The sequence below is a fragment of the Mycobacterium sp. E2497 genome (genome assembly GCF_001668695.1).
GTDB lineage: Bacteria > Actinomycetota > Actinomycetes > Mycobacteriales > Mycobacteriaceae > Mycobacterium.
In genome coordinates, this window is sequence record NZ_LZKD01000249.1 from 1 (window position 1) to 26,471 (window position 26,471).

Annotated in this window: 34 protein-coding genes; 23 read left to right on the forward strand and 11 right to left on the reverse strand. The window is 68.9% G+C overall.

Going from position 1 to position 26,471, the window contains the following annotated elements; genetic code table 11:
• Positions 1 to 222 precede the first annotated feature (222 nt).
• The 12 genes from A5713_RS23685 to rplO all read left to right on the forward strand — a co-directional run bounded on the left by A5713_RS23685 (position 223) and on the right by rplO (position 5,611).
• Positions 223 to 597 (forward strand): hypothetical protein, encoded by a 375-nt coding sequence (locus A5713_RS23685; protein ID WP_067924216.1) that lies wholly within the window; start codon positions 223 to 225, stop codon positions 595 to 597.
• 50 nt (positions 598 to 647) lie between these two features.
• On the forward strand, positions 648 to 1,184 hold the full coding sequence (locus A5713_RS23690) for a DinB family protein (RefSeq protein WP_067924215.1): 537 nt from the start codon (positions 648 to 650) through the stop codon (positions 1,182 to 1,184).
• Between the two features lie 211 nt (positions 1,185 to 1,395).
• A complete protein-coding gene (gene rplN / locus A5713_RS23695; RefSeq protein WP_003403649.1) occupies positions 1,396 to 1,764 on the forward strand; it encodes a 50S ribosomal protein L14 in 369 nt (122 codons plus the stop codon).
• The gene (gene rplX, locus A5713_RS23700; RefSeq protein WP_066945894.1) at positions 1,765 to 2,082 is read left to right on the forward strand and encodes a 50S ribosomal protein L24; all 318 of its coding nucleotides are present in this window, start codon (positions 1,765 to 1,767) and stop codon (positions 2,080 to 2,082) included.
• Between the two features lie 4 nt (positions 2,083 to 2,086).
• The gene (gene rplE, locus A5713_RS23705) at positions 2,087 to 2,650 is read left to right on the forward strand and encodes a 50S ribosomal protein L5 (protein ID WP_067924213.1); all 564 of its coding nucleotides are present in this window, start codon (positions 2,087 to 2,089) and stop codon (positions 2,648 to 2,650) included.
• Positions 2,651 to 2,652: 2 nt separating this feature from the next.
• Positions 2,653 to 2,838 carry a type Z 30S ribosomal protein S14 gene (locus A5713_RS23710; protein WP_003873499.1) on the forward strand — a complete coding sequence of 62 codons (186 nt, stop codon included), beginning with the start codon at positions 2,653 to 2,655 and terminating at the stop codon, positions 2,836 to 2,838.
• A 67-nt stretch (positions 2,839 to 2,905) separates the two neighbouring features.
• Positions 2,906 to 3,304 carry a 30S ribosomal protein S8 gene (gene rpsH, locus A5713_RS23715; RefSeq protein WP_067924212.1) on the forward strand — a complete coding sequence of 133 codons (399 nt, stop codon included), beginning with the start codon at positions 2,906 to 2,908 and terminating at the stop codon, positions 3,302 to 3,304.
• 10 nt (positions 3,305 to 3,314) lie between these two features.
• Positions 3,315 to 3,854: a 50S ribosomal protein L6 gene (gene rplF, locus A5713_RS23720; protein WP_067924211.1), complete on the forward strand. Its 540-nt coding sequence runs from the start codon at positions 3,315 to 3,317 to the stop codon at positions 3,852 to 3,854.
• A 41-nt stretch (positions 3,855 to 3,895) separates the two neighbouring features.
• On the forward strand, positions 3,896 to 4,264 hold the full coding sequence (gene rplR, locus A5713_RS23725; protein WP_082973128.1) for a 50S ribosomal protein L18: 369 nt from the start codon (positions 3,896 to 3,898) through the stop codon (positions 4,262 to 4,264).
• A gap of 38 nt (positions 4,265 to 4,302) precedes the next feature.
• Positions 4,303 to 4,980 (forward strand): 30S ribosomal protein S5, encoded by a 678-nt coding sequence (gene rpsE / locus A5713_RS23730; protein WP_067924209.1) that lies wholly within the window; start codon positions 4,303 to 4,305, stop codon positions 4,978 to 4,980.
• Positions 4,977 to 5,174, forward strand: coding sequence for a 50S ribosomal protein L30 (gene rpmD / locus A5713_RS23735; protein WP_067924208.1), 198 nt, complete (start codon positions 4,977 to 4,979; stop codon positions 5,172 to 5,174). The genes rpsE and rpmD overlap by 4 nt, the downstream gene beginning before the upstream one ends.
• Positions 5,171 to 5,611, forward strand: a complete 441-nt coding sequence (gene rplO, locus A5713_RS23740) for a 50S ribosomal protein L15 (protein WP_068098586.1) — start codon at positions 5,171 to 5,173, stop codon at positions 5,609 to 5,611. Before rpmD ends, rplO begins: the two co-directional genes overlap by 4 nt.
• Here the strand turns inward: rplO and A5713_RS23745 are convergent, their stop codons facing one another.
• The gene (locus tag A5713_RS23745; protein ID WP_068098588.1) at positions 5,612 to 6,538 is read right to left on the reverse strand and encodes an LLM class flavin-dependent oxidoreductase; all 927 of its coding nucleotides are present in this window, start codon (positions 6,536 to 6,538) and stop codon (positions 5,612 to 5,614) included.
• Positions 6,539 to 6,577: 39 nt separating this feature from the next.
• Between A5713_RS23745 and sppA the strand changes: the two genes are divergently transcribed.
• A complete protein-coding gene (gene sppA, locus A5713_RS23750) occupies positions 6,578 to 8,350 on the forward strand; it encodes a signal peptide peptidase SppA (protein WP_068098590.1) in 1,773 nt (590 codons plus the stop codon).
• Positions 8,351 to 8,354: 4 nt separating this feature from the next.
• Here the strand turns inward: sppA and A5713_RS23755 are convergent, their stop codons facing one another.
• The 5 genes from A5713_RS23755 to A5713_RS23775 form a co-directional block, all read right to left on the reverse strand.
• Positions 8,355 to 9,269 carry a class I SAM-dependent methyltransferase gene (locus A5713_RS23755; RefSeq protein WP_068098591.1) on the reverse strand — a complete coding sequence of 305 codons (915 nt, stop codon included), beginning with the start codon at positions 9,267 to 9,269 and terminating at the stop codon, positions 8,355 to 8,357.
• Positions 9,270 to 9,291: 22 nt separating this feature from the next.
• Positions 9,292 to 10,206 carry a class I SAM-dependent methyltransferase gene (locus tag A5713_RS23760; protein WP_068051438.1) on the reverse strand — a complete coding sequence of 305 codons (915 nt, stop codon included), beginning with the start codon at positions 10,204 to 10,206 and terminating at the stop codon, positions 9,292 to 9,294.
• Entirely contained in the window at positions 10,203 to 11,168 is a 966-nt protein-coding gene (locus A5713_RS23765) for a class I SAM-dependent methyltransferase (protein WP_068098594.1), read from the reverse strand. Before A5713_RS23765 ends, A5713_RS23760 begins: the two co-directional genes overlap by 4 nt.
• 118 nt (positions 11,169 to 11,286) lie before the next feature.
• Positions 11,287 to 12,321, reverse strand: coding sequence for a dihydrodipicolinate reductase (locus A5713_RS23770; RefSeq protein ID WP_068098596.1), 1,035 nt, complete (start codon positions 12,319 to 12,321; stop codon positions 11,287 to 11,289).
• A 22-nt stretch (positions 12,322 to 12,343) separates the two neighbouring features.
• Entirely contained in the window at positions 12,344 to 12,982 is a 639-nt protein-coding gene (locus A5713_RS23775) for a class I SAM-dependent methyltransferase (protein WP_369804518.1), read from the reverse strand.
• Between the two features lie 74 nt (positions 12,983 to 13,056).
• Between A5713_RS23775 and A5713_RS23780 the strand changes: the two genes are divergently transcribed.
• Positions 13,057 to 13,908 carry an AraC family transcriptional regulator gene (locus A5713_RS23780; RefSeq protein ID WP_068098600.1) on the forward strand — a complete coding sequence of 284 codons (852 nt, stop codon included), beginning with the start codon at positions 13,057 to 13,059 and terminating at the stop codon, positions 13,906 to 13,908.
• Here A5713_RS23780 and A5713_RS23785 read toward each other — a convergent pair.
• Positions 13,901 to 14,506 carry a TetR/AcrR family transcriptional regulator gene (locus A5713_RS23785; protein ID WP_068098602.1) on the reverse strand — a complete coding sequence of 202 codons (606 nt, stop codon included), beginning with the start codon at positions 14,504 to 14,506 and terminating at the stop codon, positions 13,901 to 13,903. The two genes, A5713_RS23780 and A5713_RS23785, sit on opposite strands and share 8 nt — an antisense overlap.
• Positions 14,507 to 14,593: 87 nt before the next feature.
• Between A5713_RS23785 and A5713_RS23790 the strand changes: the two genes are divergently transcribed.
• Positions 14,594 to 15,451: an SDR family oxidoreductase gene (locus tag A5713_RS23790; protein ID WP_068098604.1), complete on the forward strand. Its 858-nt coding sequence runs from the start codon at positions 14,594 to 14,596 to the stop codon at positions 15,449 to 15,451.
• 3 nt (positions 15,452 to 15,454) lie between these two features.
• On the opposite strand, the gene A5713_RS23795 is transcribed toward A5713_RS23790, so the two are convergent.
• Genes A5713_RS23795 through A5713_RS23805 form a run of 3 tightly spaced genes read right to left on the reverse strand, consistent with a single transcriptional unit; the run spans position 15,455 to position 18,002 of the window.
• A complete protein-coding gene (locus tag A5713_RS23795; protein WP_068098606.1) occupies positions 15,455 to 16,372 on the reverse strand; it encodes an MBL fold metallo-hydrolase in 918 nt (305 codons plus the stop codon).
• On the reverse strand, positions 16,372 to 17,025 hold the full coding sequence (locus A5713_RS23800) for an L-fuculose-phosphate aldolase (RefSeq protein WP_068098608.1): 654 nt from the start codon (positions 17,023 to 17,025) through the stop codon (positions 16,372 to 16,374). The genes A5713_RS23795 and A5713_RS23800 overlap by 1 nt, the downstream gene beginning before the upstream one ends.
• On the reverse strand, positions 17,022 to 18,002 hold the full coding sequence (locus A5713_RS23805; RefSeq protein WP_068098610.1) for an NAD(P)-dependent oxidoreductase: 981 nt from the start codon (positions 18,000 to 18,002) through the stop codon (positions 17,022 to 17,024). The genes A5713_RS23800 and A5713_RS23805 overlap by 4 nt, the downstream gene beginning before the upstream one ends.
• Positions 18,003 to 18,032: 30 nt before the next feature.
• Between A5713_RS23805 and A5713_RS23810 the strand changes: the two genes are divergently transcribed.
• Together A5713_RS23810 and A5713_RS23815 are read left to right on the forward strand one after the other, a co-directional pair.
• Positions 18,033 to 19,391 (forward strand): FGGY-family carbohydrate kinase, encoded by a 1,359-nt coding sequence (locus tag A5713_RS23810; RefSeq protein ID WP_068098612.1) that lies wholly within the window; start codon positions 18,033 to 18,035, stop codon positions 19,389 to 19,391.
• Positions 19,392 to 19,400: 9 nt separating this feature from the next.
• The gene (locus A5713_RS23815) at positions 19,401 to 20,066 is read left to right on the forward strand and encodes a GNAT family N-acetyltransferase (protein ID WP_068098614.1); all 666 of its coding nucleotides are present in this window, start codon (positions 19,401 to 19,403) and stop codon (positions 20,064 to 20,066) included.
• Between the two features lie 31 nt (positions 20,067 to 20,097).
• Here A5713_RS23815 and A5713_RS23820 read toward each other — a convergent pair whose 3' ends face one another.
• Entirely contained in the window at positions 20,098 to 21,003 is a 906-nt protein-coding gene (locus tag A5713_RS23820; protein ID WP_068098616.1) for a class I SAM-dependent methyltransferase, read from the reverse strand.
• Positions 21,004 to 21,224: 221 nt separating this feature from the next.
• On the opposite strand from A5713_RS23820, the gene secY reads away from it, so the two are divergent.
• Genes secY through A5713_RS23850 form a run of 6 tightly spaced genes read left to right on the forward strand, consistent with a single transcriptional unit; the run spans position 21,225 to position 26,461 of the window.
• The gene (secY, locus tag A5713_RS23825; RefSeq protein ID WP_067916694.1) at positions 21,225 to 22,550 is read left to right on the forward strand and encodes a preprotein translocase subunit SecY; all 1,326 of its coding nucleotides are present in this window, start codon (positions 21,225 to 21,227) and stop codon (positions 22,548 to 22,550) included.
• Positions 22,547 to 23,092: an adenylate kinase gene (locus A5713_RS23830; RefSeq protein ID WP_067916692.1), complete on the forward strand. Its 546-nt coding sequence runs from the start codon at positions 22,547 to 22,549 to the stop codon at positions 23,090 to 23,092. The genes secY and A5713_RS23830 overlap by 4 nt, the downstream gene beginning before the upstream one ends.
• A gap of 2 nt (positions 23,093 to 23,094) precedes the next feature.
• Positions 23,095 to 23,895, forward strand: a complete 801-nt coding sequence (gene map / locus A5713_RS23835) for a type I methionyl aminopeptidase (RefSeq protein ID WP_068098618.1) — start codon at positions 23,095 to 23,097, stop codon at positions 23,893 to 23,895.
• Between the two features lie 48 nt (positions 23,896 to 23,943).
• The gene (locus A5713_RS23840) at positions 23,944 to 24,489 is read left to right on the forward strand and encodes a sigma-70 family RNA polymerase sigma factor (protein ID WP_082973127.1); all 546 of its coding nucleotides are present in this window, start codon (positions 23,944 to 23,946) and stop codon (positions 24,487 to 24,489) included.
• 40 nt (positions 24,490 to 24,529) lie between these two features.
• Positions 24,530 to 25,249 carry an anti-sigma factor gene (locus A5713_RS23845; protein ID WP_102419957.1) on the forward strand — a complete coding sequence of 240 codons (720 nt, stop codon included), beginning with the start codon at positions 24,530 to 24,532 and terminating at the stop codon, positions 25,247 to 25,249.
• Positions 25,250 to 25,258: 9 nt separating this feature from the next.
• Positions 25,259 to 26,461, forward strand: coding sequence for an NAD(P)/FAD-dependent oxidoreductase (locus A5713_RS23850; protein WP_068098621.1), 1,203 nt, complete (start codon positions 25,259 to 25,261; stop codon positions 26,459 to 26,461).
• Positions 26,462 to 26,471: the final 10 nt, after the last annotated feature.

A 26,471-nucleotide genomic window follows, 5' to 3' on the forward strand; every position in this document is an offset into this window, starting at 1 on the left:
GGTCCGAAACACCAACGTCTGAAACATCCGGAAGTCGATCTCGCCCGCTTTGAAGACCGCACCCACCTTCGGCAACCAAGCGACACCGCGCATTACCGGCCCCGCGACGCCCCCACCGACGACGACCCACCCCCGTTCTAAATCGTGGCCGGCGGGCCAATGAAAGCGCCGAATTTCATCAACGCTGCGGGTGCTATGGCGATACGATGCGTGTGTTCAAACGTGGAGAACATGATCGTGAGATTCGTCGCTAAAGGTGTTGCGTTACTCGCCGTTTGCGTTCCGATCGTCGGCCCGCCCGGATTTGCGTGGGCCGACACCGTTGACCCAAACCACCTGGCTTCGGTAGAAAGCTGGCCGGACAACGCCTGCGGCGGCTTTTATTCCTGGCACGTGGTCAACGCCTCGAAGGATTTTCCGATCCGCGCGACCGTCGCGGTTCAACGCACAAAAGGTGGCGAGCAGTTCAACGATCAATACGTGTACGACCTCGCACCCGCCGCATCGAGCTTCGTCTCGTGCAGAAGAATCACCGCAACCGACGGCCCCGCTTATTACGACGTCAACGCCTGGCTCGTGGGCGCGGGAAAGGCTTAGAAACCGCCACCGACGAAAATCCCCCACCGTTCCAGGTGGAACATTGCCCCATGCCCGCGTCGCTGCCCCCGTTGGCCGCCGAAGACCACGTCTGCGCGGCCTGTGAGCTGAGCTATTCGAGTATTCGGCTCGACGACGCGGTCGGCGTGATCGCCGGCCTGCCGGACGCCGTCCGGGTTGCCGTCTCCGCGATCCCGCCCGAGGCGCGGCGGGTACGGCCCAGCCCGGAAGTGTGGTCCGTCGCCGAGTACCTCTGCCACGTGCGCGACGTCTACGTCAGCTTCACCATCCGGCTGTACCGCGTCCGCACCGAGCACCAGCCCGCGTGCGAGCCGATGTTCAACGATCTGCGGGCCCGCCGCTTCCGGTACAACGACTGCGACATCGATGCCACGCTCGACGAGCTGGCGGCCGCCGCGGCGGGCTTCCGCGACGAAGTCGCGCGCACCAAAGATCCCGGCTGGGACCGCACGGCTACCCGGTTGCCGGGGGAGGAGCGCACCGCCCGCTGGCTCGTGCGGCAGGCCATGCACGAGGGCGTGCACCACCTCGGCGATATCCGAAGGATCGGGCAAACCGCCCCCTGAACCGACCTTGCACCGGCCTCGCACCCGCCTGGGCCGCGAATTTGGCTCTGAGCTGCTCGTCCCCTAGACTCTAGGGGTTGCCTTGGGCAGACCTCGGCCGGTGCGAATCGGCCCCGCGTGCCCTTCGGTGACAAAGACCGCGCATGTCAGGTTATTCGGTGGGCTGTGGCTTGCCTCCTGCCGTGCACACGCAACCAGGTCAGGAGATCGAGTGATTCAGCAGGAATCGCGGCTGAAGGTGGCCGACAACACCGGCGCCAAGGAGATCTTGTGCATCCGCGTGCTCGGCGGTTCGTCGCGACGCTACGCCGGTATCGGCGACGTCATCGTCGCCACCGTCAAGGACGCCATCCCCGGCGGCAACGTCAAGCGGGGGGATGTCGTCAAGGCCGTCGTCGTGCGCACGGTCAAGGAGCGCCGCCGCCCGGACGGCAGCTACATCAAGTTCGACGAGAACGCCGCGGTGATCATCAAGCCCGACAACGACCCGCGCGGAACCCGCATCTTCGGCCCCGTCGGCCGCGAGCTGCGTGAGAAGCGGTTCATGAAGATCATTTCGCTGGCCCCGGAGGTGTTGTAGATGAAGATCAAGAAGGACGACACCGTCCTGGTCATCGCCGGCAAAGACAAGGGCGCCAAGGGCAAGGTGCTCAAGGTTTACCCGGAGCGCAACCGGGTCCTGGTCCAGGGCGTCAACTCGATCAAGAAGCACACCGCGGTTTCGAGCAACCAGCGCGGAGCTCAGTCCGGCGGAATCGTCACCCAGGAGGCGCCGATCGACGCCTCCAACGTGATGGTCGTCGACTCCGACGGTAAGCCCACCCGCGTCGGCTACCGGGTCGACGAGGAGACCGGCAAGCGCGTCCGCATCTCCAAGCGCAACGGCAAGGACATCTGAGGCCATGACCACAGCAGAAAAAGTGCAGCCGCGTCTGAAAGAGCGCTACCGCAACGAGATTCGTGATTCGTTGCAGCAGCAGTTCGGTTACGCCAACGTCATGCAGATCCCGACGGTGACGAAGGTCGTCGTCAACATGGGCGTCGGCGACGCGGCTCGGGACGCGAAGCTGATCAACGGCGCGGTCAACGACCTGGCGCTGATCACCGGTCAACGGCCGGAGATCCGCCGGGCGCGCAAGTCCATCGCCCAGTTCAAGCTGCGCGAGGGCATGCCGATCGGTGCGCGGGTCACCCTGCGCGGCGACCGGATGTGGGAGTTCCTGGACCGCCTCACCTCCATCGCGCTGCCCCGTATCCGCGACTTCCGCGGCCTGTCGCCCAAGCAGTTCGACGGTGTCGGCAACTACACCTTCGGGCTGGCCGAGCAGTCGGTGTTCCACGAGATCGACGTGGACAAGATCGACCGGGTCCGCGGCATGGACATCAACGTCGTCACCTCGGCGACGACCGACGACGAAGGACGAGCGCTGTTGCGGGCCCTCGGCTTTCCCTTCAAGGAGAACTGAGCATGGCGAAGAAGGCACTGGTCAACAAGGCCGCACGCAAGCCGAAGTTCGCGGTGCGCGGCTACACGCGCTGCAACAAGTGCGGCCGCCCGCGCGCGGTCTTCCGCAAGTTCGGGCTGTGCAGGATCTGCCTGCGCGAGATGGCGCACGCGGGCGAGCTGCCCGGCGTGCAAAAGAGCAGTTGGTAACGAGCCCCAAACAGTTGCGCGGTAGGCCCGGGACGGGAACCGCCGCGAGGAAGGTGACACGCCTGTCATGACTATGACGGACCCGATCGCAGACTTCTTGACACGTCTGCGCAACGCCAATTCGGCGTATCACGACGAGGTGACGTTGCCACACTCGAAGATCAAGGCGAACATCGCCGAGATCCTCAAGGCCGAGGGCTACATCACCGACTACCGAACGGAAGACGCCCGGGTCGGCAAGGCGCTGATCGTCCAGCTCAAGTACGGACCGAGCCGGGAGCGCAGCATCGCCGGTCTGCGGCGAGTGTCCAAGCCCGGTCTGCGGGTCTATGCGAAATCCACCAACCTGCCGCGCGTGCTCGGCGGCCTGGGTGTGGCGATCATCTCGACCTCCTCGGGCCTGTTGACCGACCGCCAGGCAGCCAGACAGGGCGTGGGCGGCGAAGTCCTCGCATACGTGTGGTGAGGGAATAGAAATGTCGCGTATTGGTAAGCAGCCGGTTCCGGTTCCCTCCGGAGTCGACGTAACGATCGAGGGCCAGAACGTCTCGGTGAAGGGGCCCAAGGGCAGCCTCAATCTGACGGTGGCCGAACCGATCACGGTGGCGCGCAACGACGACGGCGCGATCGTGGTCAGCCGTCCGAACGACGAGCGGCGCAACCGCTCGCTGCACGGGCTGTCGCGCACCCTGGTCTCCAACCTGGTCACCGGAGTGACCGAGGGTTACACCACCAAGATGGAGATCTTCGGGGTGGGCTACCGCGTGCAGCTCAAGGGCGCCAACCTCGAGTTCGCGCTGGGGTACAGCCATCCAGTGGTGATCGAGGCGCCGGACGGCATCACGTTCGCGGTCCAGTCACCGACGAAGTTCTCGATCACCGGGATCGACAAGCAAAAGGTCGGCCAGATCTCGGCGAACATCCGCCGCTTGCGCCGCCCCGACCCGTACAAGGGCAAGGGCGTGCGCTACGAGGGCGAGCAGATCCGCCGCAAGGTCGGAAAGACAGGTAAGTAGTCATGGCGCAAAAACAACCTGACAACGCCGCGCGAAAGCCGGTGGGGCAGAGCGTATCCGCGACCCGCCGGATCTCCCGTCTGCGTCGGCACGCGCGGCTGCGCAAGAAGATCGAGGGCACGCCGGAGCGTCCGCGCCTCGTCGTCAACCGATCCTCGCGCCACATCCACGTGCAGCTGGTCAACGACGAGAACGGCACCACGGTGGCCGCAGCGTCGTCCATCGAGGACGACGTGCGCGGCCTGCAAGGGGACAAGAAGGCCCGCAGCGTGCGGGTGGGCCAGTTGATCGCCGAGCGCGCCAAGGCCGCCGGTATCGACACCGCGGTGTTCGACCGCGGCGGGTACACCTACGCCGGACGGATCGCGGCGCTGGCCGATGCGGCACGCGAGAACGGATTGAGTTTCTAGATGATCGAGACCTCGAACAAGACTGGAAGGACCGCATAATGGCGGAACAGTCGGCCGGCGGGCAAGGCGCCCCAGACAGCCGTGACTCGCGCGGTGACCGCGACAGCCGCGGTCGGCGCGACGGCGACCGCGGCGGCCGTGGCCGCGAGCGCGACGGCGACAAGAGCAACTACCTGGAGCGGGTGGTCGCCATCAACCGCGTCTCCAAGGTGGTCAAGGGCGGTCGGCGCTTCAGTTTCACCGCGTTGGTCATCGTGGGTGACGGCAACGGCATGGTCGGCGTCGGCTACGGCAAGGCCAAGGAAGTTCCGGCCGCCATCGCCAAGGGCGTCGAGGAGGCGCGCAAGGGCTTCTTCCGCGTGCCGCTGATTGGCGGCACCATCACGCACCCCGTCCAGGGTGAAGCGGCCGCCGGCGTGGTGCTGCTGCGCCCGGCGAGCCCCGGTACCGGTGTGATCGCCGGGGGTGCGGCGCGTGCCGTGCTGGAATGCGCCGGGGTGCGCGACATCCTGGCCAAGTCATTGGGCAGCGACAACGCGATCAACGTGGTGCACGCCACCGTCACCGCGCTCAAGCTGCTGCAGCGTCCCGAGGAGGTGGCCGCCCGGCGCGGGCTGCCCATCGAGGATGTCGCCCCCGCCGGAATGCTGAGGGCGCGGCGGGAAAGTGAAGCGCTGGCCGCCAGTGCCGCGCGAGAGGGAACGGCACCGCAATGAGCCAACTGAAGATCACCCAGGTGCGCAGCACCATCGGGGCCCGCTGGAAGCAGCGGGAATCCCTGCGCACCCTGGGCCTGCGACGGATCCGCCACTCGGTGATCCGTGAGGACAACCCACAGACCCGCGGCCTGATCGCGGTGGTCAACCACCTGGTCGTGGTGGAGTCGGCGCCCGAAGGGAAGGCACAGTGACCATCAAGCTGCACGACCTGAAGCCGGCCCCCGGCTCGAAGACAGCCCGGACCCGGGTCGGTCGCGGTGAGGGCTCGAAGGGCAAGACGGCCGGCCGCGGCACCAAGGGCACCAAGGCCCGCAAGAACGTGCCGGCCACCTTCGAGGGTGGGCAGATGCCGATTCACATGCGGCTGCCCAAGCTCAAGGGCTTCCGCAACCGGTTCCGCACCGAGTACGAGATCGTCAACGTCGGCGACATCAACCGGCTGTTCCCGCAGGGCGGCTCCATCGGCGTCGACGACCTGGTGGCTAAAGGCGCTGTCCGCAAGAACGCGTTGGTCAAGGTTCTCGGCGACGGCAAGCTGACCGTCAAGGTCGACCTGACCGCGCACAAGTTCAGCGGCAGCGCCCGCGAGAAGATCACTGCGGCGGGCGGCTCGGCCACCGAGCTCTGATCAGCCCAGCTGCGGAATGACCTCCGCGGCAAGGCGTTCCATCTGCTCGAGGTTCTCGGGTACGTCGACGCCCACGGGATTGAGCAAGAGGTACTGCGCGCCCGCGTCGATCACCGCCTGCAGTCCGCGTGCGACGTCGTCGGGTGTGCCGGACACGGGAACGTCTTCGACGCCCGGCATCGTGCTGTAGATGCGGCGCAGCCCGGCGAGCACCCGCTCGCGGGCGCGGGCCGCGTCGTCGTCGACCATCAGGTAGACGCGCTTGCCGATGGTGAAGTGCGCCGGGTCCTTTCGCTGTTCGTCGAGTTCGCGGCGCACCACGGTGACGGCCCCGGCGAACGCCTCGGTGGTCGACGAGCCGGCGCCCAGGAACGAATCGCCGTGGCGCACCGCCCGGGCCAGGGCCTTGGGGGCCAGGCCGCCGAACCAGATGGGCGGATGGGGCCGCTGCAGCGGTTTGGGCTGGATCGGCACGTCGTCGACGTCGCGGAAGTGCCCATGGAAGGTGATCCGTGGTTCGTCGGACCAGGCGGCCTTCATCAGCTCCAGGCCCTCGGTGAAATACGAGATGTACGTGGACTTTTCGACGCCGAACGCGGCGAACCTGCGGAAGCCGCCGCCGGTGCCGACGCCGACGTCCAGCCGGCCGTGGCTGAGTCGGTCGACTGCGGTGACGGACGAGGCCAGCTGCAGCGGGTCGTGCAGTGACGTCACCAGGACGGCCACCCCCAGGCGGAGGCGCTCGGTGCAGGCCGCGCAGTAGGCCAAGAGCTCCAGCGGCGCCAGCAGCGGCGCCTCACCGATGATCTGTTCGAGCACCCAGCCGGCCTCGAAGCCGAGTTCCTCGGCGCGGGCGAGATAGCGGCGCAGCCCCTCGGCGTCGAACCGGTCGTAGTCGAATTGGGGGATGGCGATGGCGAACCTCACCCCACCACCGTACGGCGGCGCTGTCGGTACGCTGCAAACATGTTCGCCTTCCTGCCCTCGATTCCCGGGGTCGACGACGTACGCGCGCTGGCCGAGCGAGTCGACACCGCCCGCCACCACGGCGTCCCCAACGGCTGCGTGCTCGAGCTCGACCTGCGTTCGGCGCCGCCGGAGGCCACGGGGTTCGACCCGCTGGCGATCTTCACCGGCGGGCGGCCGATGGCGCTGCGCGACGCGGTCGCCGCCATCCACCGCGCGGCCGAGGACCCGCGGGTCGCCGGGCTGATCGCCCGGGTGCAGCTTGCGGCGTCGCCGCCGGCGGCGGTGCAGGAACTGCGGGAGGCCATCACGGCTTTCAGCGCCACCAAGCCGTCGCTGGCCTGGGCCGAAACCTACCCGGGCACGCTGTCCTACTACCTGGCCTCGGCGTTCGGCGAGGTCTGGATGCAGCCCTCGGGAAGCGTCGGGCTGATCGGCTTCGCCAGCAACGCCACCTTCCTGCGCGACGCGTTCGACAAGGCGGGCATCGAACCCCAGTTCGTCGCGCGCGGCCAATACAAGTCGTGGGCAAACCGTTTCACCGAACACGGCTTCACCGCGGCCCACCGCGAGGCCGTCACCCGGATGCTGGAAAGCCTGCAGGAGGAGGTCTGGCGGGCGATCGCCGATTCGCGCAAGCTCGACCCCGCGACGCTCGACGCGCTGGCCGACCGCGCCCCGCTGCTGCGCGACGACGCCGTGGCCGCCGGCCTGCTCGACCGGATCGGATTCCGCGACGAGGCATACGCGCGCATCGCGGAAATGGTTGGCGTGAAAGATGTTTCGGATGACACCGACCCGCCGCGGCTGTACCTGACGCGCTACGCCGGTGCGGCCCGCCCGCGGCTGACCCCGCCCAAACCGCCGGTTCCCGGCCGGCGGCCCAAGCCGACCCTGGCCGTCATCACCCTCGACGGCATGATCGTCGACGGGCGCGGTGGTCCCGGGTTCCTGCCGTTCGGCGCCACCACCGCCGGCGGCGACACGATGGGGGCGGCGCTGCGGGAGGCGGCCGCCGACGAGTCGGTGTCCGCGATCGTGCTGCGTGTCAACAGTCCCGGCGGCACGATCACCGCGTCGGAAAGCATCTGGCGCGAGGTGACCAGGGCGCGGAAGCGTGGCAAGCCGGTGGTGGCCTCCATGGGTGCGGTCGCCGCTTCCGGCGGTTACTACGTCTCGATGGGGGCCGACGTGATCATCGCCAACCCGGCGACCGTCACCGGGTCGATCGGGGTGATCACCGGCAAGCTGGTGATCCGAGATCTGTTGGAGCGGTTGGGGGTGGGGTCGGATACCGTGCGCACCAACGCCAACGCCGACGCGTGGTCGATCGACGCGCCCTTCACACCGGAGCAGCAGGCCCACCGGGAAGCCGAGGCGGACCTGTTCTACGCGGACTTCGTGCGGCGCGTCGCCGAAGCGCGAAACCTGACCGCCGAAGCCGTCGATCGCGTTGCGCAGGGACGAATCTGGACCGGCGCCGACGCCCTCAAGCACGGGCTGGTCGACGAGCTCGGCGGCTTCCGCACCGCGGTGCGCCGGGCGAAGGTGCTGGCCGGCCTTGACGTGGACGGCGAAGTGCGCGTCGTCAGCTATCCGGGCTCCTCGCTGCTGGACATGGTGCGACCCCGGGCCTCGTCGCAACCGGCCGCCGCGTCGTTGCCGGACGCACTGGCCGCCCTGCTCGGACACACGGTCGGCGGCATCCTGGACAACGTCGAACAGTCGCTGGGCGGCGCCACGGTGTTGTGGCCGGGGCAGTCGCGGTTCTGAGGACCTAGGCGGTGAGCCCGCCGCTGATGAAGATGATCTCGCCGAGCGGGTCGTCGTTTTCCGGGGCGGGCGCCTCGATGCCCTGGCGCGCAAACAGCTCGGTGCGGGTCGTGCCTTCGACGTCCCAGTGCTTGGACCGCAGATAGTCCACGACGTGGTTGCGTTCGCCGGCGTAGACCAGCGACGCCATGTCGATGTCCACGCCGTGCTCGCGGAAGGAACCCGACATCTCCCGCACCTTGTCGGCATCGAAATCCACAATGCCGGGCACGAATTCGGTGGCGATCGTGCTGCCGGGGACGCTGAGCGCGCTGATGTTGTCGAACAACCGGTCCTGGGCCTCCGGCGGCAGATAGATCAGCAGACCCTCGGCCAGCCACGCGGTCGGCGCAGTCGCATCGAATCCGGCCGCCTTCAGCGCGGCCGGCCAGTCGGCGCGCAGATCGATCGGCACGGTGCGCCGCGTCGCCGTCGGCTCGGCACCGATGCCGGCCAACGTGGCGGTCTTGAACTCGATCACGCGGGGCTGGTCGATCTCGTAGACCACCGTGCCGTCCGGCCACGGCAACCGGTACGCGCGCGAGTCCAGCCCGGAGGCCAGGATCACCACCTGCCGGATTCCGTGCGCCGTCGCCTTGACGAAGTAGTCGTCGAAGTACTTGGTGCGCACAGCCATTCCGTCGACCATGGCCTGCACGCGGACCAGCGAAGCGTTCTCGATCGCGTCCAGGTCGAGCTCGCCGTCCATCATCTTGGTGAAGAAGTCCACCCCCACCGCGCGCACCAGCGGTTCGGCGAACGGGTCGTGGATCAGGCCGCGGGGATCCCTCGTCGCCATGGCGCGCCCGGCGGCCACCATGGTCGCCGTCGCGCCCACACTGGACGCCAGGTCCCACTCGTCGTCGTGAGCGCGTGACATAGGCGAAACCCTAGTCAATCCGCTACGCCAGTGTCGCGGCGACGTAACTCAACTCGCCGAAGGTGGCCGACATCTCGTCCTCGGGGAATTCAAACCCGTTCTGGGCGTACAACTCCCGGGCCGGATGTGCGGTCACCCGCCAGCCCTGGCCGGTCAAGTAGTCGGCGACGACGTTGCGTTCCCCGCGGTAGAACAGGTCGGCCGCGTTGAGGTTGAAGCCGAAGCGCTGCCACCGTTCGCTGATGCGCTGCAACCGCTCGTCGGAGAACGCGTTGGGGTCGGGCACGTGCTCGGTGGCCAGCCGGCTGCCCGGGGCGCTGAGCGCGGTGATGTTGTCGAACAGCCGGTCCTGGGCCTCGGGCGGGAGGTAGGGGAGCAGCCCTTCCGCGCTCCACGCGGTCGGCTGCGTCACGTCGAACCCGCCTTCGCGCAACGCGGCCGGCCAGTCGTCGCGCAGATCGATGGCGATCGCGCGGCGCTCGGCGGTCGGGGCGGCGCCGAGCCCGGCCAGCGTGTCGGTCTTGAACGCGATGACCTGCGGCTGGTCGATCTCGTAGACGACGGTGCCCGCCGGCCACGGCAGGCGGTAGGCGCGAGTGTCCAGGCCGGAGGCCAGGATCACCGCCTGTCGCACACCGTCTTTGGTGGCGCCGGTGAAGAAGTCATCGAAAAAGCGGGTGCGAACCGTGATCTGCTCGGCCCGGGCCTTGCGGTTGAACAGCGGGTCGTCCTCGAAATCGACCTGCCCGTCCACGATGCGGATGAAGGGCTCCAGGCCGACGGCGCGGACCAGCGGCTCGGCCAGCGGGTCGTCGAGCAGCGCATCGGGGCCCTGCGACGCCACCGCGCGGGAGGCCGCCACCATAGTGGCCGTCGCTCCCACGCTGTGCCCGGGGCCCCAACTGTCGCCTTCTGTGCGTCCCGATTCCACAGTCATGCAATGGCTCCTATTTCTTCGTCCAACGTGCCGCTGACGTAAAGCACTTCACCCATGCGCATGTCGTCGTCCTTGAGCGGCGGAAGCCCGTTGGCCGACAACAACTCCCGGATGCTGACGCCGTTCAGCGCCCAGCCCCGGTCGCGCAGGTAGGGGGCCGCCTCGTTGCGTTCCCCGAAGTAGACCAGCCCCGCCATGTCGAGGTCGAAGCCGTGCGCACGCCAGCGTTCGGAGATCTGCTGCATGCGGTCCTTCATCTTGTGCTCGTCGCCGGGCTCGGGGCTGGGCGCGCTCTCGACGGCCAACCGGCTGCCCGGTGCGCTGAGTTCGGTGATGGTGTCCAGCAGTCGGTCCTGCGCTTCCGGCGGCAGATAGCCGAGCAGGCCCTCGGCGCTCCAGGCGGCGGGCTGGGCCGGGTCGAAGCCGGCGGCCCGCAGCGCGGCGGGCCAGTCGTCACGCAGGTCGATGGCCACCACGCGCCGCTCGGCGGTCGGCGTGGCGCCCAGTTCGGCCAGGGTGCGCGACTTGAAGTCGATGACCTGCGGCTGGTCGACCTCGTAGACGACCGTCCCGGCGGGCCACGCCAGCCGGTAGGCGCGAGCGTCCAGCCCCGAGGCCAGAATCACCGCCTGCGTGATTCCCGCGCGCGTCGCGTTCAGGAAGAATTCGTCGAAGAACCTCGTGCGCACCGCCATGTTGTCGGCCATCCGGGACATCGCGCCGGCGGACCCCGTCGCGCCGTCGTGCGCGTCGTTGAGCTCGTCCGGGCTCACTTCGCCGGTCGCCAGCCGGGTGAGCAGGTCCACGCCGACGGCCCGCACCAGCGGCTCGGCGAACGGGTCGTTGATCAGCGGACGCTCGGCGCGGGTCGCGACGGCGCGGGCGGCGGCGACCATCGTCGCGGTCACCCCGACGCTGGATGCCAGGTCCCAGGTGTCGCCCTCGTACCTGGTGGAAGTCATGCTCGCCCCGTTCAGAAGTAGTTAGGCTAATATTTAGCCGATATAACAAGCTGCCACCACTGTACGCTTCCGCCGGTCGGCGGCAACCGGGCTGACGGCGCGGTGACTGCGACCGGCGTTAGAGCAGGGCGCCCCGGGATCCGGTGACGGGCAGATCGATCGGCGTGATGACGCCCGGTTGCGCGTCGCACAGGAACGGTATGGCGTTGACCGCCGCGACGGCGGTGCTGTCCATCAACACGGTCATCACGTCCTCGCCGGGTTTGCCGAACCGGATCGTCGCGTCCACGCGCGGCTCGCCTTCGATCACCACGCTGAAACCCTTGGGGTCGGTCCATCGCGGGTCCAGCGCGTCGTCGCTCATGGTCCAGCAGATGGCGAGCTCGACCACCGGACGGCCCCCGCGGTAGCCGCGATAGGTGCGGCGCTGGCCCCCGGCGGTGCCGGCGGCGTATTTCACCCAGCCCAGATCCAGATCCCGGGTCAGCACCGCGGGCTCGACCAATGCCTCCTTGGAGTCGAGCTCGGTGCCCAGCATGGTGGCGATCATGTCCAGCGTCTCGAAGTAGCCGAGGCCGTATCGTTGCGTCGCCGGGTCGAGGTGCGTCACCCGCTCGCGCGGTGGCTTGCCGAATCCGAGCACCTTCCAGACGTCCTGTATGGGATAGGTTGTGCAGTCCAACGTTTCGACGAGTTTGACGCTGTGCACCCGTCGGCACGCGCCGGTGAGGAACCCGGCGACGACGTTGATGAAGCCGGGCTCGAATCCCGTCCCCAGGAAGGTCGCGTTGCCCCGTCGGGCCGCCTCCTCGAGGGCCGGAAGTTCAACCGGGTGGTGGGTGCCGGTCAGGAAATCCCCGGTGGTGACCACGTTGATGCCGCGGCGCAGCATCCTTTCCACCAGTTCGTAGTCGATGGCGCGCGGCATGTAGTTCACGCAGTCCGGGGCCAAGTCGAGCAGCGCGTCGACGTCGCCCGTCGCGGTGACGCCGGTCGGGGGCCGGTCCGCGAGCACCCCCGCGTCGCGCCCCACTTTCCCCGCCTCATGCGCGTGCACGCCCACCACCTCGAAGTCGTCGCGGTCGAGCAGGATGCCGAGCGCTCGCTTCCCGATGTTGCCGGTGGACCACTGAACCACGCGGTAGGGGGCCATGGCACCAACCGTAACCGGCGGCCTAGGCGGGGCGGGTGGCGCGATAGTAATTCAATTGTCCGAGGATGCGGTGCCGCGTCGATGCGACCTCGGTGCACTCGAACCCCGCCCCACGCAGCAGTCGCGGGATCGCGTCGCCGAGGTTGGCTGCCGCGTGGTGGTTGCGCCTGATTCGCCGCGCCAGCAGGCCGTGGTCGTCGGTCATGTCGCCGCCGATGTCGACCAGGTGCAGCCGGCCGCCGGGGCGAAGGACCCGGAAAACCTCGGCCGCCGCAGCGTTTTTCGCGTCGTCAGCGATGTGGTGCAGCATCATCGACGACAGCACCCGGTCGAATTCGCCGTCGGCGTAGGGGAGCCGTTCGGCGTAGCCCTGCTCGAAGCGGATCCCGGCCGCCTTTCGTTTCGCCCGGTCCAGCGCGCGCGGGTCGGGATCGCATCCGATCACCTCCAGGTGGGGATGGGAACGTTTCGCCCGAATGATGAGATTGCCTGTGCCGCAGCCGATTTCCAGGACATGGCGGCAGTCGTCGAGTTCGGCCTGCGCGAGGAGCGCGTCGTGGACCCTTCTCATGCCGAGCAGGCGCGATATCAGGTCGTAGGTCGGCAGCAGCGCGTCATAGCCGGCGGCGGGTAGATAGTCATGTGGATGATGTTTCGTCACATAATCCATGGTGAACCGCTGGCAAGGTCAAGAATTGGTCGATCCTCGGTCAAAGTAGGACTATTTTTGGCGATATGACGCGACCGGCTCGGATGGTTCGTCAGCGCGCCGGGGTGCCGGTCTATGCATACCGGACCGATCCGGACACGCCCCCGGTCGCGGTGGTGCGGTCCGGCCCCGAGGATTTCGTCGACCGCGGTCGCCACATCCACGACTTCCCGGCGCTCTGGTACCTCCCGTCGCCCTCGCTCGTCTACGTGGCGGCCGCGGGTGAGGTGCTCGACCCCGGCCGCCTGGAAGACCTCGACGACGGTGTCGCGGTGTTCTTCGACCCCGCCGCCCTGGGCGAGGACGGGCGATCGCCCTGGCCGGCGTGGCGAGGACACCCGCTGCTGTTCCCGTTCCTGCACGGGCACACCGGCGGCATCCTGCGGCTGCAGGTGCCGGCCGCGCGGCGACCGGCATGGGACGCCGCGATCCGGTCGATCGAAGCCGAGCTGCTCGCGCGGCAGGACGGCTATCGGCAGGCCGCGCTGGCGCATCTGACGCTGCTGTTGATCGACCTCGCGCGGCTGGCGGGCCCGGCGGTGGCCGAGCTGCGCCGCGCGGGCGAGCCGCTGCTGGCCGAGGTATTCGATTCGATCGACCGGCGTCACGCCGAGCCGTTGTCGCTGCGCGACGTCGCGGGCGAACTCGGCGTGACACCCGGACACCTGACCACCGTCGTGCGGCGCCGCACCGGGCGCACCGTCGGCGAGTGGATCACCGACCGTCGCATGGCCGCGGCCCGCGGGTTGCTCGCCGAAACCGACCTGCCCATCCGGGAGGTCGCCCGGCGGGTCGGAATGTCCGATCCCGGCTATTTCAGCCGGCTGTTCAGCCGGGCGCACGGCGTCTCGCCCCGCCGGTGGCGAGACGCTACGTAGTGGGGAGATTGCCCACGCCGCGCATCGTGATATCGATGGCGTGTTCAACCGCGGCGCGCAGTTGTTCAGTCGTGCCGCCGCCTTGCAGGCAGACGAGTGCCGCGGCGATCGCGGCCCCCATGACCGAGCCGACGACGGCGGCAGCGGCCGCCGGGTCGAGCACGTCGGAATAGGCGGCATGTAGCGCCCCGGCCAATCGGGTCTCGGCCAGGAAGTATCGGTGCAGGGTGGCCGCTTGGACGGCGGGTACTGACAGGATCATCGGCAACCGCACCGCGGCCAGGCCGCCCTCGACTTCCTCGGTGAGGGCATCGGCCAACATGTGTTGCATCGCTGCCAGGAGGACATCGGCCAATCGATCATCGGATCCGCGCTGATCGATGAGCGCCACCGCGGTGTCGATCCGGCGGGCGAGGTGGGGGAAGAGGACCTCATCCTTGCTCGCGAAGTAATTGAAGAACGTCTTTGTGGACACACCTGCGGCCGAAGCGATTTCGGCGACCGTGGTCTGCTCGTAACCCTTCTCCTCGAACAGTCGCATCGCCGCGCCGATCAGCTCCTGCCTAGTCTGCCGTCGCTTGCGTTCCCGCAGGCTCATCTCGTTTGCCGTCGCGACTCCTTCCAAAAACTTATATCAAGAGTAATATTATAGCGAGTGTAGTAATGCATCGGAGGGGCCCCGGCCATGCAACGGTTCACGAACTTCGAGGACGCCGTGGCGATCGTCACCGGCGGCGGAATGGGTCTGGGCGAAGCTTTATGCGAGGAACTCGGGCGCCGAGGCGCGACGGTCGTGGTCGCCGACATCGACGGCGACGCAGCACGTCAGGTGGCCCAGCGCCTGGCGCAGGCCGGCACATCGGCTGTGGCCGTGCCCGTCGACGTGGCCGACCCGATCGCGATGGCGGAGCTGATCGAGAACACCGTCTCCGAATACGGGCGCATCGACTACATGATCAACAACGCCGGCATCGCGATCGGCGGGGATTCGCGAGACCTGTCGATGCAGCAATGGCGTCGTGTGCTCGATGTCGACCTGCTGGGTGTGGTGTACGGGACGGTGCACGCCTACCGGGCAATGGCGCGCCAGGGCCATGGGCACATCATCAACGTTTCCTCGCTGAGCGGGCTGGTTCCCCAGCCGGGCAACGCCGCATACTGCACCAGTAAGCATGGGATCGTCGGCCTTTCGCTCTCCCTGCGGGCTGAGGGAGTCGACCTCGGCGTGAAGGTGAGTGCAGCATGTCCGGGCGACATGAAGACGAAGATCTACGACAACATGGTCGTGGTCAACATGCCGCGCGAGCAGGTGGCGACGTTGAGTCGGCGCACCCACTATCTGATGCCCCAGATGAGCGCTGAGGCCGCGGCCCGCGCGATCCTGCGTGGCGCGGAGCGGAATCGACCGCTGATCGTGTTTCCCGTTGTGGTTCAGGTCATCTGGCACCTGTACCGCCGGTTTCCGGGCCTGTTCTATCGGGTCAACGTCCACCGGATGAGACTGTTCCGCAGACTTCGAGTCAATCAACCCGAAACGCCATAGCCGTCAGAGGGATTCGAAGCCCAGCCAGTGGTCGACGTCGAAGCGGTCCTCATCGGCGCGGATCGTCGCGCCGCCGCAGCCGGGGTAGTGCGCGGGGAGCACGGCCGCTTTCGCCCGGACCGCCTCGGTGAAGACCCGGCGGCGGGTGGCGGCGGCGGCCGGCGCGTCGACGTCGAAGGCGCAGGCGTCGGCGGGTCGACGGAGTTGCAGCGGGCTATGGGTGAGGTCGCCCACGAAGACCGCGGGCTCACCCGCATCCAGCCACAGCACCGAGGAGCCCGGGGTGTGCCCCGGTGCGGGCCGCAGCCGCAGCGACCGGCTGATCTGGTAGTCATCCGACCATCCGACGAGCTGACCCGCTTCCTCGATGGGCGCCACGCTGTCGGCGAACACGAGCCGGTCGCCTTGCTGCTGGGCCGCTTCCTCGTCGGTGCGCGGCGTCCGCCGCGCCGCGGGCCCGTCGGGCGCGAAGAAATGAAAGTCCTTTGCGGGCAACAGGTATCGGGCGTTGGGAAACGTCGGCACCCAGGTGTCGTTGTCGAGCATGGTGTTCCACCCGACGTGGTCGGAGTGGATGTGGGTGTTCACCACCACATCCACGGCGGCGCGGTCGACGCCCGCCGACCGCAGCGCGGCGAGGAAGTCGGTGTTCAGGTGGTCCAAGGGCGGCATGTGCGGGCGCGGGCGGTCGTTGCCGACTCCGGTGTCCACGACGACGGTCAGCCCGTCGACCTCGATCACCCAGCTCTGGATCGCGATGTGCCACTGATCGGTCGAGGGATCGAAGAAGTCCGGCACCAGCAGGTCCGCGTTGTCCCGCCAACCCGACGCCGGGGTGTGCGGGAAAAATCGTGTCCCCAGGTCGAATTGGAGCTCGAGCACCCGCGTCACCCGCGCGTCACCGAACCGGACGGGGCGCATCAGGCGTTCGCGCGCAGGTAGCCGTAGACCCCGGCGAAGTTGCGGTTCACGTCCTCGGGGATGGGCACCGCGCCGCCGAGGGCCCTTGCGCCCCAGACGATCTGGGCGGTGCGCTCCACCAGGGCGGTGATGTGCAGCACCTTGTCCGGCCGCGGACCCACGGCCACCACGCCGTGGTTGGCGATCAACGCGGCGCCCCGGCCGTCGAGCGCCTTGACCGCGTTGGCGCCGACGTCGGGCGTGCCGGACGCGGCGTACTCGGTGCAGCGCACGTCGCCGCCGCAGTAGACGGCGAACTCGTCGATGCAGGCCGGAATCGGTTGGTGCGCAACCGCGAACATCGTCGCCCACACCGGATGGCTGTGGATGACGCTGCCGACGTCGTCGAACGCGCGGTAGCAGGCCAGGTGCAGCTGCATCTCCGACGACGGCGAGCGGCCGTCGGCCGCGTGCAACACGGCGCCGTCCGGGTCGACCAGAACGAGGTCGTCGAGCTGCATGTCGCGGTAGTCGACCGACGACGGCGTGATGACGATGTTGCCGTCGGGGTGCCGAGCGGAGATGTTGCCGGCGGTGCCCTCGACCAGGCCCCGGCGCAGCATGTCCTTGGCCGCGTCCAGCACCGCGGTCTCGGGGTGGGGGACCGATTTCATGAGGCAAGCACCTCCGGGTTGACGATGTGCGCGGGCGGGTCGCCGGCCAGCAACGCTTCGAGGTCGTCGGCCACCATCTGCGCCTGCCGTGCCTCAGTGTTCCACGTGGCGCCGCCGATGTGGGGCGTCAGCACGACGTTGGGCATGCCGGCGAGCGGGTGGTCGGTGGGCAGCCATTCGCCGACGAAGTGGTCCAGTCCGGCGGCCGCCACATTGCCGCCGCGCAGGGCCTCGACGAGCGCGTCGGTGTCGTGCAGCTGAGCGCGGGCAGTGTTGAGGAAGACCGCGCCGTCGCGCATGGCGGCGAACTGCGGCGCACTGATCATGCCGACGGTGTCGTCGGTGACGGGCGCGTGCAGGGAGACGACGTCCGCCTCACCCAGCAGCTCGTCGAGGCCGTGCCGCGCGTCGTTGTTGTACGGGTCGTGGGCGATGACGCGCATGCCCAGCCCGGTCAGCCGCCACCGGGTGGCGCGGCCGACGGCGCCCAGGCCCACCAACCCGGCGGTGCGCCCGGCGATCTCCCAGCCGCGGAACCGCTGATAGGGAATGGTGCCGTCGCGAAAGATGTTGCCGCTGCGGACATCCGCGTCCGCGGGCAGCAGCCCCCGGGTCGCGGCGAGCAGCAGGGCCACCGTCATCTCGGCGACCGCGTCGGCGTTGCGGCCCGGGGTGTTCAGCACCGGCACACCGGCCGCGGTGGCCCCGGCGATGTCGACGTTGTTGGGGTCCCCGCGGGTCGAGGCGATCACCCGCAGGCCCAGCTCGAACACCGGCCCGGCCACCGAGTCACTTTCCACCACAACGACATCGGCGCGTTCCGCGGCGATGCGTTCGGCCAGTTGCTCGGCGCCGTAGATCCGCAGCGGGGTCTGCTCGATCCAGGGGTCATAGACCACGTCCGCCAGCTCCCGGAGCTTGGTGAACCCCGGCCCCCGCAGGGGCGCGGTCACCAGCGCGCGCGGTCTTGACGTCACGAACCCCAATGCTGGCGTACGGTGACGCCCGTGTCACGCAAAGACGTCACAATCGGCGTCGACGTCGGCAGCACCGCGGTCAAGGCGGTCGCCGCGGACGCCGACGGCCGGGTGACGGCGCGTGCGCGGATCCCGCACCAGCTGCGGGTGCCGGCGCCGAACCGGCTCGAGCACGACGCCGACGAGGCGTGGCGGCGTGGACCGTTGGCGGCGCTGGAACGGCTGGGCGGACCGGACGTCCGCGCGGTGGCCGTGTCGGCGATGGTGCCGTCGCTGACGGCCGTCGATGCCGCGGGCGTGCCGGTGACGCCCGGACTGCTGTACGGCGACGAACGCGGCCGGACGCCGGATCAGGACGCGCAGCCGCTGCCGGCCCTGGGCGAGGCGGCCGAGTTCCTGCGCTGGACCGCGGCGAGGGCGCCGGGTGCGGCCGGCTACTGGCCGGCGCCGGCGGTGGCCAACCACGCGCTGGCCGGCGAGTCGGTGATCGACTTCGCCACCGCCGCGACCGCCTACCCGCTGTTCGACGGGACGCGCTGGAGCCCGGAGGCGTGCGCCGAGCGCGGCGCGCGGCCCGAGCAGATGCCGCGGGTCGAGAGCATGGGGGCCGCCGTGGGGCAGGTGCGCGGCAGCGGCGCCGCGCTGGCGATCGGCGCGATCGACGCGCTCTGCGAGCAGATCGTGGCCGGGGCCGACCGCGAAGGCGACGTGCTGGTGCTGTGCGGCACCACCCTGATCGTGTGGACCACGATCGGACAGGCCCGGCAGGTGCCGGGCCTGTGGACCATCCCGCATACGGCCGCGGGCAAGAGCCAGATCGGCGGCGCCAGCAATGCCGGCGGGCTGTTCCTCGGCTGGGTTGACCGCGTGGTTGCGCCCGGCGACCCCGCCGCCGCGCAGCCCGGGCGGGTGCCGGTGTGGTCGCCCTACATCCGCGGGGAGCGCACCCCGTTCCACGACCCGGATCGCCGGGCCATGCTGGACGCCCTGGATCTCACCCACGACGCGGCGGCGTTGCGGCGCGCCGCCTACGAGGCGTCGGGCTTCGTGGTGCGCCAGCTGATCGAACTGAGCGGCGCGCCGGTGGCGCGTATCGTCGCCACCGGCGGCGGCACCCGGGTCGCGCCGTGGATGCAGGCCATCGCCGACGCGACCGGGCGGCCGGTCGAGCTGTCGGCGGTGCCCGAGGGCGCGGCGCTGGGTGCGGCCTTCCTCGCGCGCATGGCGGTCGGCCTGGAGACCGCGATCGCCGACGCCGCCCGGTGGGCCCGCACCGAACGCGTCGTCGAACCCGACCCCGGTTGGGCGACCGCGATCGAGGATCGCTACCAGCGATTCCTGGAGCTGGGAAACCGCCGATGTAGCGCGCTACCTCCCCCCGCGTTCTAGGCTGGTGCAATGACCGACCACGACCGCAAAGCCGCCCGCCGCGAAATCGCCGACGCCCTGTTGAAAGCCCTTGAGCGGCGCCATGAAATCGCCGACGTCGTGGTGGAATCCGAGAACAAGGCGGCCGCGGTCGAGGCGATCGTCCGCCTGCTCGACACCTCGCATGTCGCCGCCGAAGCGGTGATGGGCATGTCGTTCGATCAGCTCACCATCGACTCGCGCCGCAAGATCCTGGCCGAACTCGAGGACCTGAACAAACAACTCAGCTTCACCCTCGGCGAGCGTCCGGCCAGCTCGGGGGAGACCCTCGAGCTGCGGCCCTTCTCCGCCGAGAAGGACCGCGACATCTTCGCCGCCCGCACCGAGGACATGGGCGCCGCCGGTGACGGCTCCGGCGGACCGGCCGGCAACCTCGACGACGAGATCGGCGCCGCGCTCTCCCGCCTCGACGACGAGGAGGCCGCCTGGTTCGTGGCCGTCGACTCGGGCGAGAAGGTGGGGATGGTGTTCGGCGAGCTGCTGGGCGGCGAGGTCAACGTGCGCATCTGGATCCACCCCGAGCACCGCAAGAAGGGGTACGGCACCGCCGCGCTGCGCAAGTCGCGCACCGAGATGGCGTGGTGCTTCCCCGCGGTGCCGATGGTGGTGCGGGCGCCGTCCGCCCGGCCCGCCTGAGCTACGGCAAAGCCAGGGTCGGCTCCGGCGTTCAGCCCAGCGTCGCGGTGACCGCGACGATGTTGCGCAGCTGCGAGGTCTCGTCGTCGGGGAAGACCAGGCCGTAGTCGGCGAAGTACTCCCGCCGCTCGCGGGTGGTGACCCGCCAGCCCCGGCCGGTCAGGTAGTCCACGACATTGCTGCGCTCGCCGTCGAAAAACAGCCCGGACAGGTCGATGTCGCAGCCCAGGTTGGCCCAGCGCTCGTTGAACTGCTGGGCGCGTTCTGTCATCGTCCGCCCGGAGTCGCCGTGGAATTCGGTGGCCAACACGCTGCCGGGCGCACTGAGCTCGGTGATGTTGTCGAAGAGCCGGTCCTGGGCTTCGGGCGGCAGGTACATCAGCAGGCCCTCGGCGCTCCACGATGTCGGCTGCGTCGGGTCGAATCCGCTGCGCCGCAACGCTTCCGGCCAATCGTCGCGGAGGTCGACGCTGACGGTGCGCCGGCCGGCGGTGGGCGTGGCGCCCAGCTGCGCCATCGCGGCGGTCTTGAACTCGACGACCTTGGGTTGGTCGACCTCGTAGACCACGCTGCCGGGCGGCCAGCCCAGCCGGTACGCGCGGGCGTCCAGGCCGGCGGCCAGGATCACCGACTGGCGGATGCCGTCGCGGGCGGCGTTGAGGAAGAAGTCATCGAAGAAGCGGGTGCGCACGGCGATCGAATCCGTTTCCAGCTGCAGGTCGCGCTCGCCGTCCTGCGCATCGGCGGGGGTCATCTCGCCGTCCACCAGCCGGCGGAAGAATTCCAGTCCCACGGCCCGCACCAGCGGCGCCGCGAACGGGTCGTCGATGATCGGGTCGGTGCCCTCGCTGGCCAGCGCGCGCGCCGCGGCGACCATCGTGGCCGTGGCACCGACGCTGGAGGCCAGGTCCCAGCTGTCTTGGTCAGTGCGTGTCATCCTGCTCCCATTTACTTAGCGAACGCAACGAGTCAAGAGCACTCTACGCTCAACCGCTGACGGCTTCCTGTGCATTTATCGGTCGCCCGATGACGGGCCTGGACGGACTCACCCGGCTCAGCTGTTAGTCTCGTACACGGTTTGACGCGCGACGCCGTACGTCCTGGCCTGCGGGGTGTTGGGCGCGTAATGCAGGAGACCCCCGGCTCGCAGGAGGAAGAGTGCTTTCGGCTTTCATCTCATCGCTGCGGACAGTCGACCTGAGACGGAAGATCCTCTTCACGCTGGGCATCGTCGTTCTCTATCGGCTGGGCGCCGCTTTGCCGTCCCCCGGCGTCAATTTCCCCAACGTCCAGCAGTGCATCAAAGAGGCCAGCGGCGGCGCGGCCGGGCAGATCTATTCGCTGATCAACCTGTTCTCCGGCGGCGCGCTGCTGAAACTGACGGTGTTCGCGGTGGGGGTGATGCCCTACATCACCGCGAGCATCATCGTGCAGCTGCTCACCGTCGTCATCCCGCGGTTCGAGGAACTGCGCAAGGAAGGCCAGTCCGGCCAGGCCAAGATGACGCAGTACACCCGCTATCTGGCCATCGCGCTGGCCATCCTGCAGGCGACCAGCATCGTGGCCCTGGCGGCTAACGGCGGGCTGCTGCAGGGCTGCTCGCTGGACATCATCGCCGACCAGAGCATCTTCACGCTGGTCGTCATCGTGATGGTGATGACGGCCGGTGCGGCGCTGGTGATGTGGATGGGCGAGCTGATCACCGAGCGCGGCATCGGCAACGGGATGTCGCTGCTGATCTTCGTCGGCATCGCGGCACGCATCCCGTCGGAGGGCAAGACCATCCTGGACAGCCGCGGCGGGATGATTTTCGCCGCTGTCTGTGTGGCCGCCCTGGTCATCATCGTCGGCGTCGTGTTCGTCGAGCAGGGGCAGCGCCGCATCCCCGTGCAATACGCCAAGCGCATGGTCGGCCGGCGCATGTACGGCGGAACGTCGACGTACCTGCCGCTCAAGGTCAACCAGGCCGGCGTCATCCCGGTCATCTTCGCGTCGTCGCTCATCTACATTCCGCACCTGATCACGCAGCTCATTCGCAGCGGCAGCGGCGGTGTGGGCAACAGCTGGTGGGACAAGTTCGTCGGCAGTTACCTGTCCGACCCCAGCGATCCGATTTACATCAGCATCTACTTCGGGCTGATCATTTTCTTCACGTACTTCTACGTGTCGATCACGTTCAACCCCGACGAGCGTGCCGACGAAATGAAGAAGTTCGGCGGGTTCATCCCCGGCATCCGGCCGGGCAAGCCCACCGCCGATTACCTGCGTTATGTGCTGAGCCGAATTACCCTGCCGGGCTCGATCTACCTCGGCGCGATCTCCGTGCTGCCCAACTTGTTCCTGCAAATCGGCAATGGCGGAGCGGTTCAGAATTTGCCGTTCGGCGGTACGGCGGTTTTGATCATGATTGGTGTTGGCTTGGATACGGTCAAACAGATCGAGAGCCAGCTCATGCAGCGCAACTATGAAGGGTTCCTCAAGTGAGAGTCGTTTTACTGGGACCGCCCGGGGCGGGTAAGGGGACGCAGGCCCAGAAGCTCTCGGAAAAGCTCGGTATCCCGCAAATCTCCACCGGGGAACTGTTCCGCAGCAATATCGAGAACGGAACCAAACTCGGCCTGGAGGCCAAGCGCTATCTGGACGCCGGTGACCTGGTGCCCTCGGAGCTGACCAACCAGCTCGTGGACGACCGCCTGAACGACCCCGACGCGGCCGACGGCTTCATCCTGGACGGCTATCCGCGGTCGACGGAGCAGGCCAAAGCGCTGCACCAGATGCTCGAGCACCGGGGCACCGACATCGACGCCGTGCTGGAGTTCCGGGTCTCGCAGGAGGAGCTGCTGCAGCGGCTCAAGTCGCGCGGCCGCGCCGACGACACCGACGACGTCATCCTGAACCGGATGAAGGTCTACCGCGACGAGACCGCGCCGCTGCTGGAGTACTACCGCGACGAACTCAAGACGGTCGACGCCGTCGGCACGATGGACGAAGTGTTCGCCCGTGCCCTGCAAGCGCTGGGCAAGTAACCGTGAACCCGCTGGCGCGGCTGCGGAGTCGCAAAGTCGTGCCGCAGCGCACCGCCGGTGAACTCGACGCGATGGCTGCGGCGGGGGCGGTGGTGGCGGCAGCGCTGCAGGCCGTGCGGGCGGCCGCGGTTGCGGGAGTGTCGACCCTGGGCCTGGACCAGATCGCCGAGTCGGTGATCCGGGAGGCCGGCGCGGTGCCGTCCTTCCTCGGCTACCACGGATACCCCGCGTCGATCTGCGCGTCGATCAACGAGCGGGTGGTGCACGGGATACCGTCGGCCGCGGAGATCCTGGCGCCCGGTGACCTGGTCTCCATCGACTGCGGGGCGGTGCTGGACGGCTGGCATGGTGATGCCGCGATCACGTTCGGTGTCGGCACGCTCGACGCCGCCGACCAGGCCCTCTGCGACGCCACCCGGGAATCGCTGGAAGCCGGCATCGCGGCGATGGTGCCCGGCAATCGGCTGACCGACGTCTCGCACGCCATCGAAACGGGCACGCGGGCGGCGCGGGAGCGGCACGGGCGCGCCTTCGGGATCGTGGAGGGCTACGGCGGGCACGGCATCGGCCGGCAGATGCACATGGACCCGTTCCTGCCCAACGAGGGCTCGCCCGGCCGGGGTCCGCTGCTGGCCCCCGGGTCGGTGCTGGCCATCGAACCGATGCTGACCCTCGGGACGGGCAAGACCTTGGTGCTCGACGACGAGTGGACCGTCACCACCTCCGACGGGTCCCGTGCGGCGCACTGGGAACACACCGTCGCGGTCACCGACGCCGGGCCGCGCATCCTGACACAGCCTTAGGTGAACTAAACAGCCATTCGACTCGTATCAGAAGTCGGAGGTGATCGAGTGGCTCGTGTGGCAGGCGGTTGGCGGGCATCCGGGGCTGCCGAAGCCGCCCTGATGAAGGCGCTCTACGACGAGCACGCGGCGGTCCTGTGGCGGTACGCGCTCCGGTTGACGGGGGACGCGAGCCAGTCCGAGGACGTCGTGCAGGAGACGTTGCTGCGGGCCTGGCAGCATCCGGAGGTCGTCGGGGACACCGAGCGCTCGGCGCGGGCCTGGCTGTTCACCGTCGCCCGCAACATGATCATCGACGACCGGCGCAGCGCGCGGTTCCGCAACGTCGTCGCCTCGACCGACGAGGCGGGCGCGCCGGAACGGTCCACCCCGGACGAGGTGAATGCGGCGCTGGACAAACTGCTGATCGCCGACGCAATGGCGCAACTGTCCCCCGAGCACCGGGCCGTCATAGACCGGTCCTATTACCGCGGATGGACGACCGCCCAGATTGCCGCCGACCTCGGGATCGCCGAGGGAACCGTGAAGTCGCGACTACACTACGCCGTGCGGGCGTTGCGGCTCACTCTGCAGGAACTTGGGGTCACCCGCTGAGGGCTCCGAATGCTTAAAGGGTGATGAGGAAATGGATGACATGAAAACGCCGCTACGGGGGATCGGCGCTCCGGACGATCCCTACGTGATGTGGGATGCCGCATACGTTTTGGGCTCGTTGTCGGCCAGCGAGCGACGCGAATTCGAGGCGCACCTGGCGCACTGCCCGGCCTGCCGCGAGGCCGTCGCCGACCTGAGTGGTGTGCCGGCCCTGCTGTCGCAGCTCGGCGGGGACGAGGTGGCCGCGATCCACGAGTCCGGCCCCGCGCCGGTGACGCCGGAGCTGTCGCCGCAGTTGCTGCCGTCGTTGCTGGGCAAGGTGAGCTGGCGGCGGCGCCGCACGCGGATCGTGACCTGGGTGGCCTCGTCGGCCGCGGCCGTGGTCCTGGCCGTCGGCGTGTTCGTCGGGGTACAGGGGTATTCCTCGTCGCCGTCGCCGCAGGTGGCCGCGCCCTCCGCGCCGATGGCGCAGGTGGGTACCACCCTGCTGGCCTCGACGGTGCAGCTGTCCAGCGAGCACTGGGGGACGTCCATCAACCTGCGGTGCGTGTGCCTGGCGCCGCTCAACGCCCACCATGACACCCTGGCGATGGTGGTGGTGGGTCGCGACGGCACCCAGACCCGGCTGGCGACCTGGGTGGCCGAACCCGGCCGCACCGCGACGCCCGCGGGCAGCATCTCGACGCCGGTCGACCAGATCGCCGCGGTGCAGGTGGTGGCCGCCGACAGCGGCCAGGTTCTGCTGCAGCGTTCGTTATAGGCCACTGACATGTCCAGCCACCGGCGTCCGCTTCGGGCCCTGGTGGTGGGCGCCGGGGTCGGCGGCATTTCGGTGGCCAGGGGATTGTTGCGAGACGGCCACGACGTCACCGTCTTGGAGCGGCGGCCGGATGTGCGGGCGGCCGGCGGCGCGGTGACGATCTGGTCCAACGGCGAAACGGTGCTTCGGCAACTCGGCGTGGAGATGGACGGGGCCGGCCAGCTGCTGCGCACGGTGCGAGCCGTGACGTCCACGGGCCGCCCGCTCGCGACGCTGGACGTATCCGCGATCGCCGACCGGCTGGGCGCGCCCGTCCGGATGGTGCCGCGCCGGATCCTGCTGGAGCGGCTGCTGGACGGCTTCCCGGCCGACCGCATCCGCTGTGGCGCCCACGCGATCGCGTTGGCCCGCACGCGCGATGGCGTGCGCGTCGAGTTCGGCGACGGCGGCTCGGCCGACGGGGACCTGGTGATCGGAGCCGACGGCCTGCACTCGATGGTTCGCAACACCGTCGGTGCGCCCGACGCGAAGCCCACCGGCTGGTGCAGCTGGCAGGGATTGATCACCCTCCCGGAGGTCCCGGACAAGGACTCCGCGCTCATGGTCATCGGCGAGCGCGGCAACCTCGGCCTGTGGCCGGCCGGGGGCTCCGAGGTGCAGTGGTGGTTCGACCTGCCGTGGTCATGCGACTTCGTGCGGCCGCAATGCCCGATCCAGACCATCCGGTCCCATTTCACCGGGTGGTCCGCAACCGTCGATCGGGTGCTGGCGGCACTGACCGACGACGACCTGGCGCATTCGCCGTACCCGCATTTCCGGCATCCGATGCCTCCCGCGGGCCGCGGTCCGGTCACGTTGCTCGGGGACGCCTTCCACACGATGCCGCCCACCCTGGCGCAGGGCACCAACCAGGCGCTGCTCGACACCATGGTGCTGTGCAAGGCGCTGTCGGATTGGCACGGCACCGGCGACGTTGCGAGCGCGTTGCGCTGGTATGAGAAGACCCGCCGGCGCAGGGTGATGGCCGTGTCCCGGCTGGCGTCGCTGCCGGTCTCCCACGGGGAGGTCGTGCTGCGCCCGGCCGCGCTGATTCCCGACCGGCTGCAGGCCCGCGCGCTGACGACGTTTCTGCGGTGGACCAGTCACCGCCGCATGTCCGGGGAGATCAGTCGAGAGGTGGGGGCAGCGACGGCCGGTCGATCCAGTCCATGAACGCTTCGGA

Excerpts from the sequence above, each read along its gene's own strand:
- A5713_RS23690 (WP_067924215.1), top strand. The coding sequence starts at position 648 with ATGCCCGCGTCGCTGCCCCCGTTGGCCGCCGAAGACCACGTCTGCGCG.
- rplX (WP_066945894.1), top strand. The coding sequence starts at position 1,765 with ATGAAGATCAAGAAGGACGACACCGTCCTGGTCATCGCCGGCAAAGAC.
- rplE (WP_067924213.1), top strand. The coding sequence starts at position 2,087 with ATGACCACAGCAGAAAAAGTGCAGCCGCGTCTGAAAGAGCGCTACCGC.
- A5713_RS23710 (WP_003873499.1), top strand. The coding sequence starts at position 2,653 with ATGGCGAAGAAGGCACTGGTCAACAAGGCCGCACGCAAGCCGAAGTTC.
- rpsH (WP_067924212.1), top strand. The coding sequence starts at position 2,906 with ATGACTATGACGGACCCGATCGCAGACTTCTTGACACGTCTGCGCAAC.
- rplF (WP_067924211.1), top strand. The coding sequence starts at position 3,315 with ATGTCGCGTATTGGTAAGCAGCCGGTTCCGGTTCCCTCCGGAGTCGAC.
- rpsE (WP_067924209.1), top strand. The coding sequence starts at position 4,303 with ATGGCGGAACAGTCGGCCGGCGGGCAAGGCGCCCCAGACAGCCGTGAC.
- rpmD (WP_067924208.1), top strand. The coding sequence starts at position 4,977 with ATGAGCCAACTGAAGATCACCCAGGTGCGCAGCACCATCGGGGCCCGC.
- sppA (WP_068098590.1), top strand. The coding sequence starts at position 6,578 with ATGTTCGCCTTCCTGCCCTCGATTCCCGGGGTCGACGACGTACGCGCG.
- A5713_RS23755 (WP_068098591.1), bottom strand. The coding sequence starts at position 9,269 with ATGTCACGCGCTCACGACGACGAGTGGGACCTGGCGTCCAGTGTGGGC.
- A5713_RS23760 (WP_068051438.1), bottom strand. The coding sequence starts at position 10,206 with ATGACTGTGGAATCGGGACGCACAGAAGGCGACAGTTGGGGCCCCGGG.
- A5713_RS23765 (WP_068098594.1), bottom strand. The coding sequence starts at position 11,168 with ATGACTTCCACCAGGTACGAGGGCGACACCTGGGACCTGGCATCCAGC.
- A5713_RS23770 (WP_068098596.1), bottom strand. The coding sequence starts at position 12,321 with ATGGCCCCCTACCGCGTGGTTCAGTGGTCCACCGGCAACATCGGGAAG.
- A5713_RS23780 (WP_068098600.1), top strand. The coding sequence starts at position 13,057 with ATGACGCGACCGGCTCGGATGGTTCGTCAGCGCGCCGGGGTGCCGGTC.
- A5713_RS23785 (WP_068098602.1), bottom strand. The coding sequence starts at position 14,506 with ATGAGCCTGCGGGAACGCAAGCGACGGCAGACTAGGCAGGAGCTGATC.
- A5713_RS23790 (WP_068098604.1), top strand. The coding sequence starts at position 14,594 with ATGCAACGGTTCACGAACTTCGAGGACGCCGTGGCGATCGTCACCGGC.
- A5713_RS23795 (WP_068098606.1), bottom strand. The coding sequence starts at position 16,372 with ATGCGCCCCGTCCGGTTCGGTGACGCGCGGGTGACGCGGGTGCTCGAG.
- A5713_RS23800 (WP_068098608.1), bottom strand. The coding sequence starts at position 17,025 with ATGAAATCGGTCCCCCACCCCGAGACCGCGGTGCTGGACGCGGCCAAG.
- A5713_RS23815 (WP_068098614.1), top strand. The coding sequence starts at position 19,401 with ATGACCGACCACGACCGCAAAGCCGCCCGCCGCGAAATCGCCGACGCC.
- A5713_RS23820 (WP_068098616.1), bottom strand. The coding sequence starts at position 21,003 with ATGACACGCACTGACCAAGACAGCTGGGACCTGGCCTCCAGCGTCGGT.
- A5713_RS23845 (WP_102419957.1), top strand. The coding sequence starts at position 24,530 with ATGAAAACGCCGCTACGGGGGATCGGCGCTCCGGACGATCCCTACGTG.
- A5713_RS23850 (WP_068098621.1), top strand. The coding sequence starts at position 25,259 with ATGTCCAGCCACCGGCGTCCGCTTCGGGCCCTGGTGGTGGGCGCCGGG.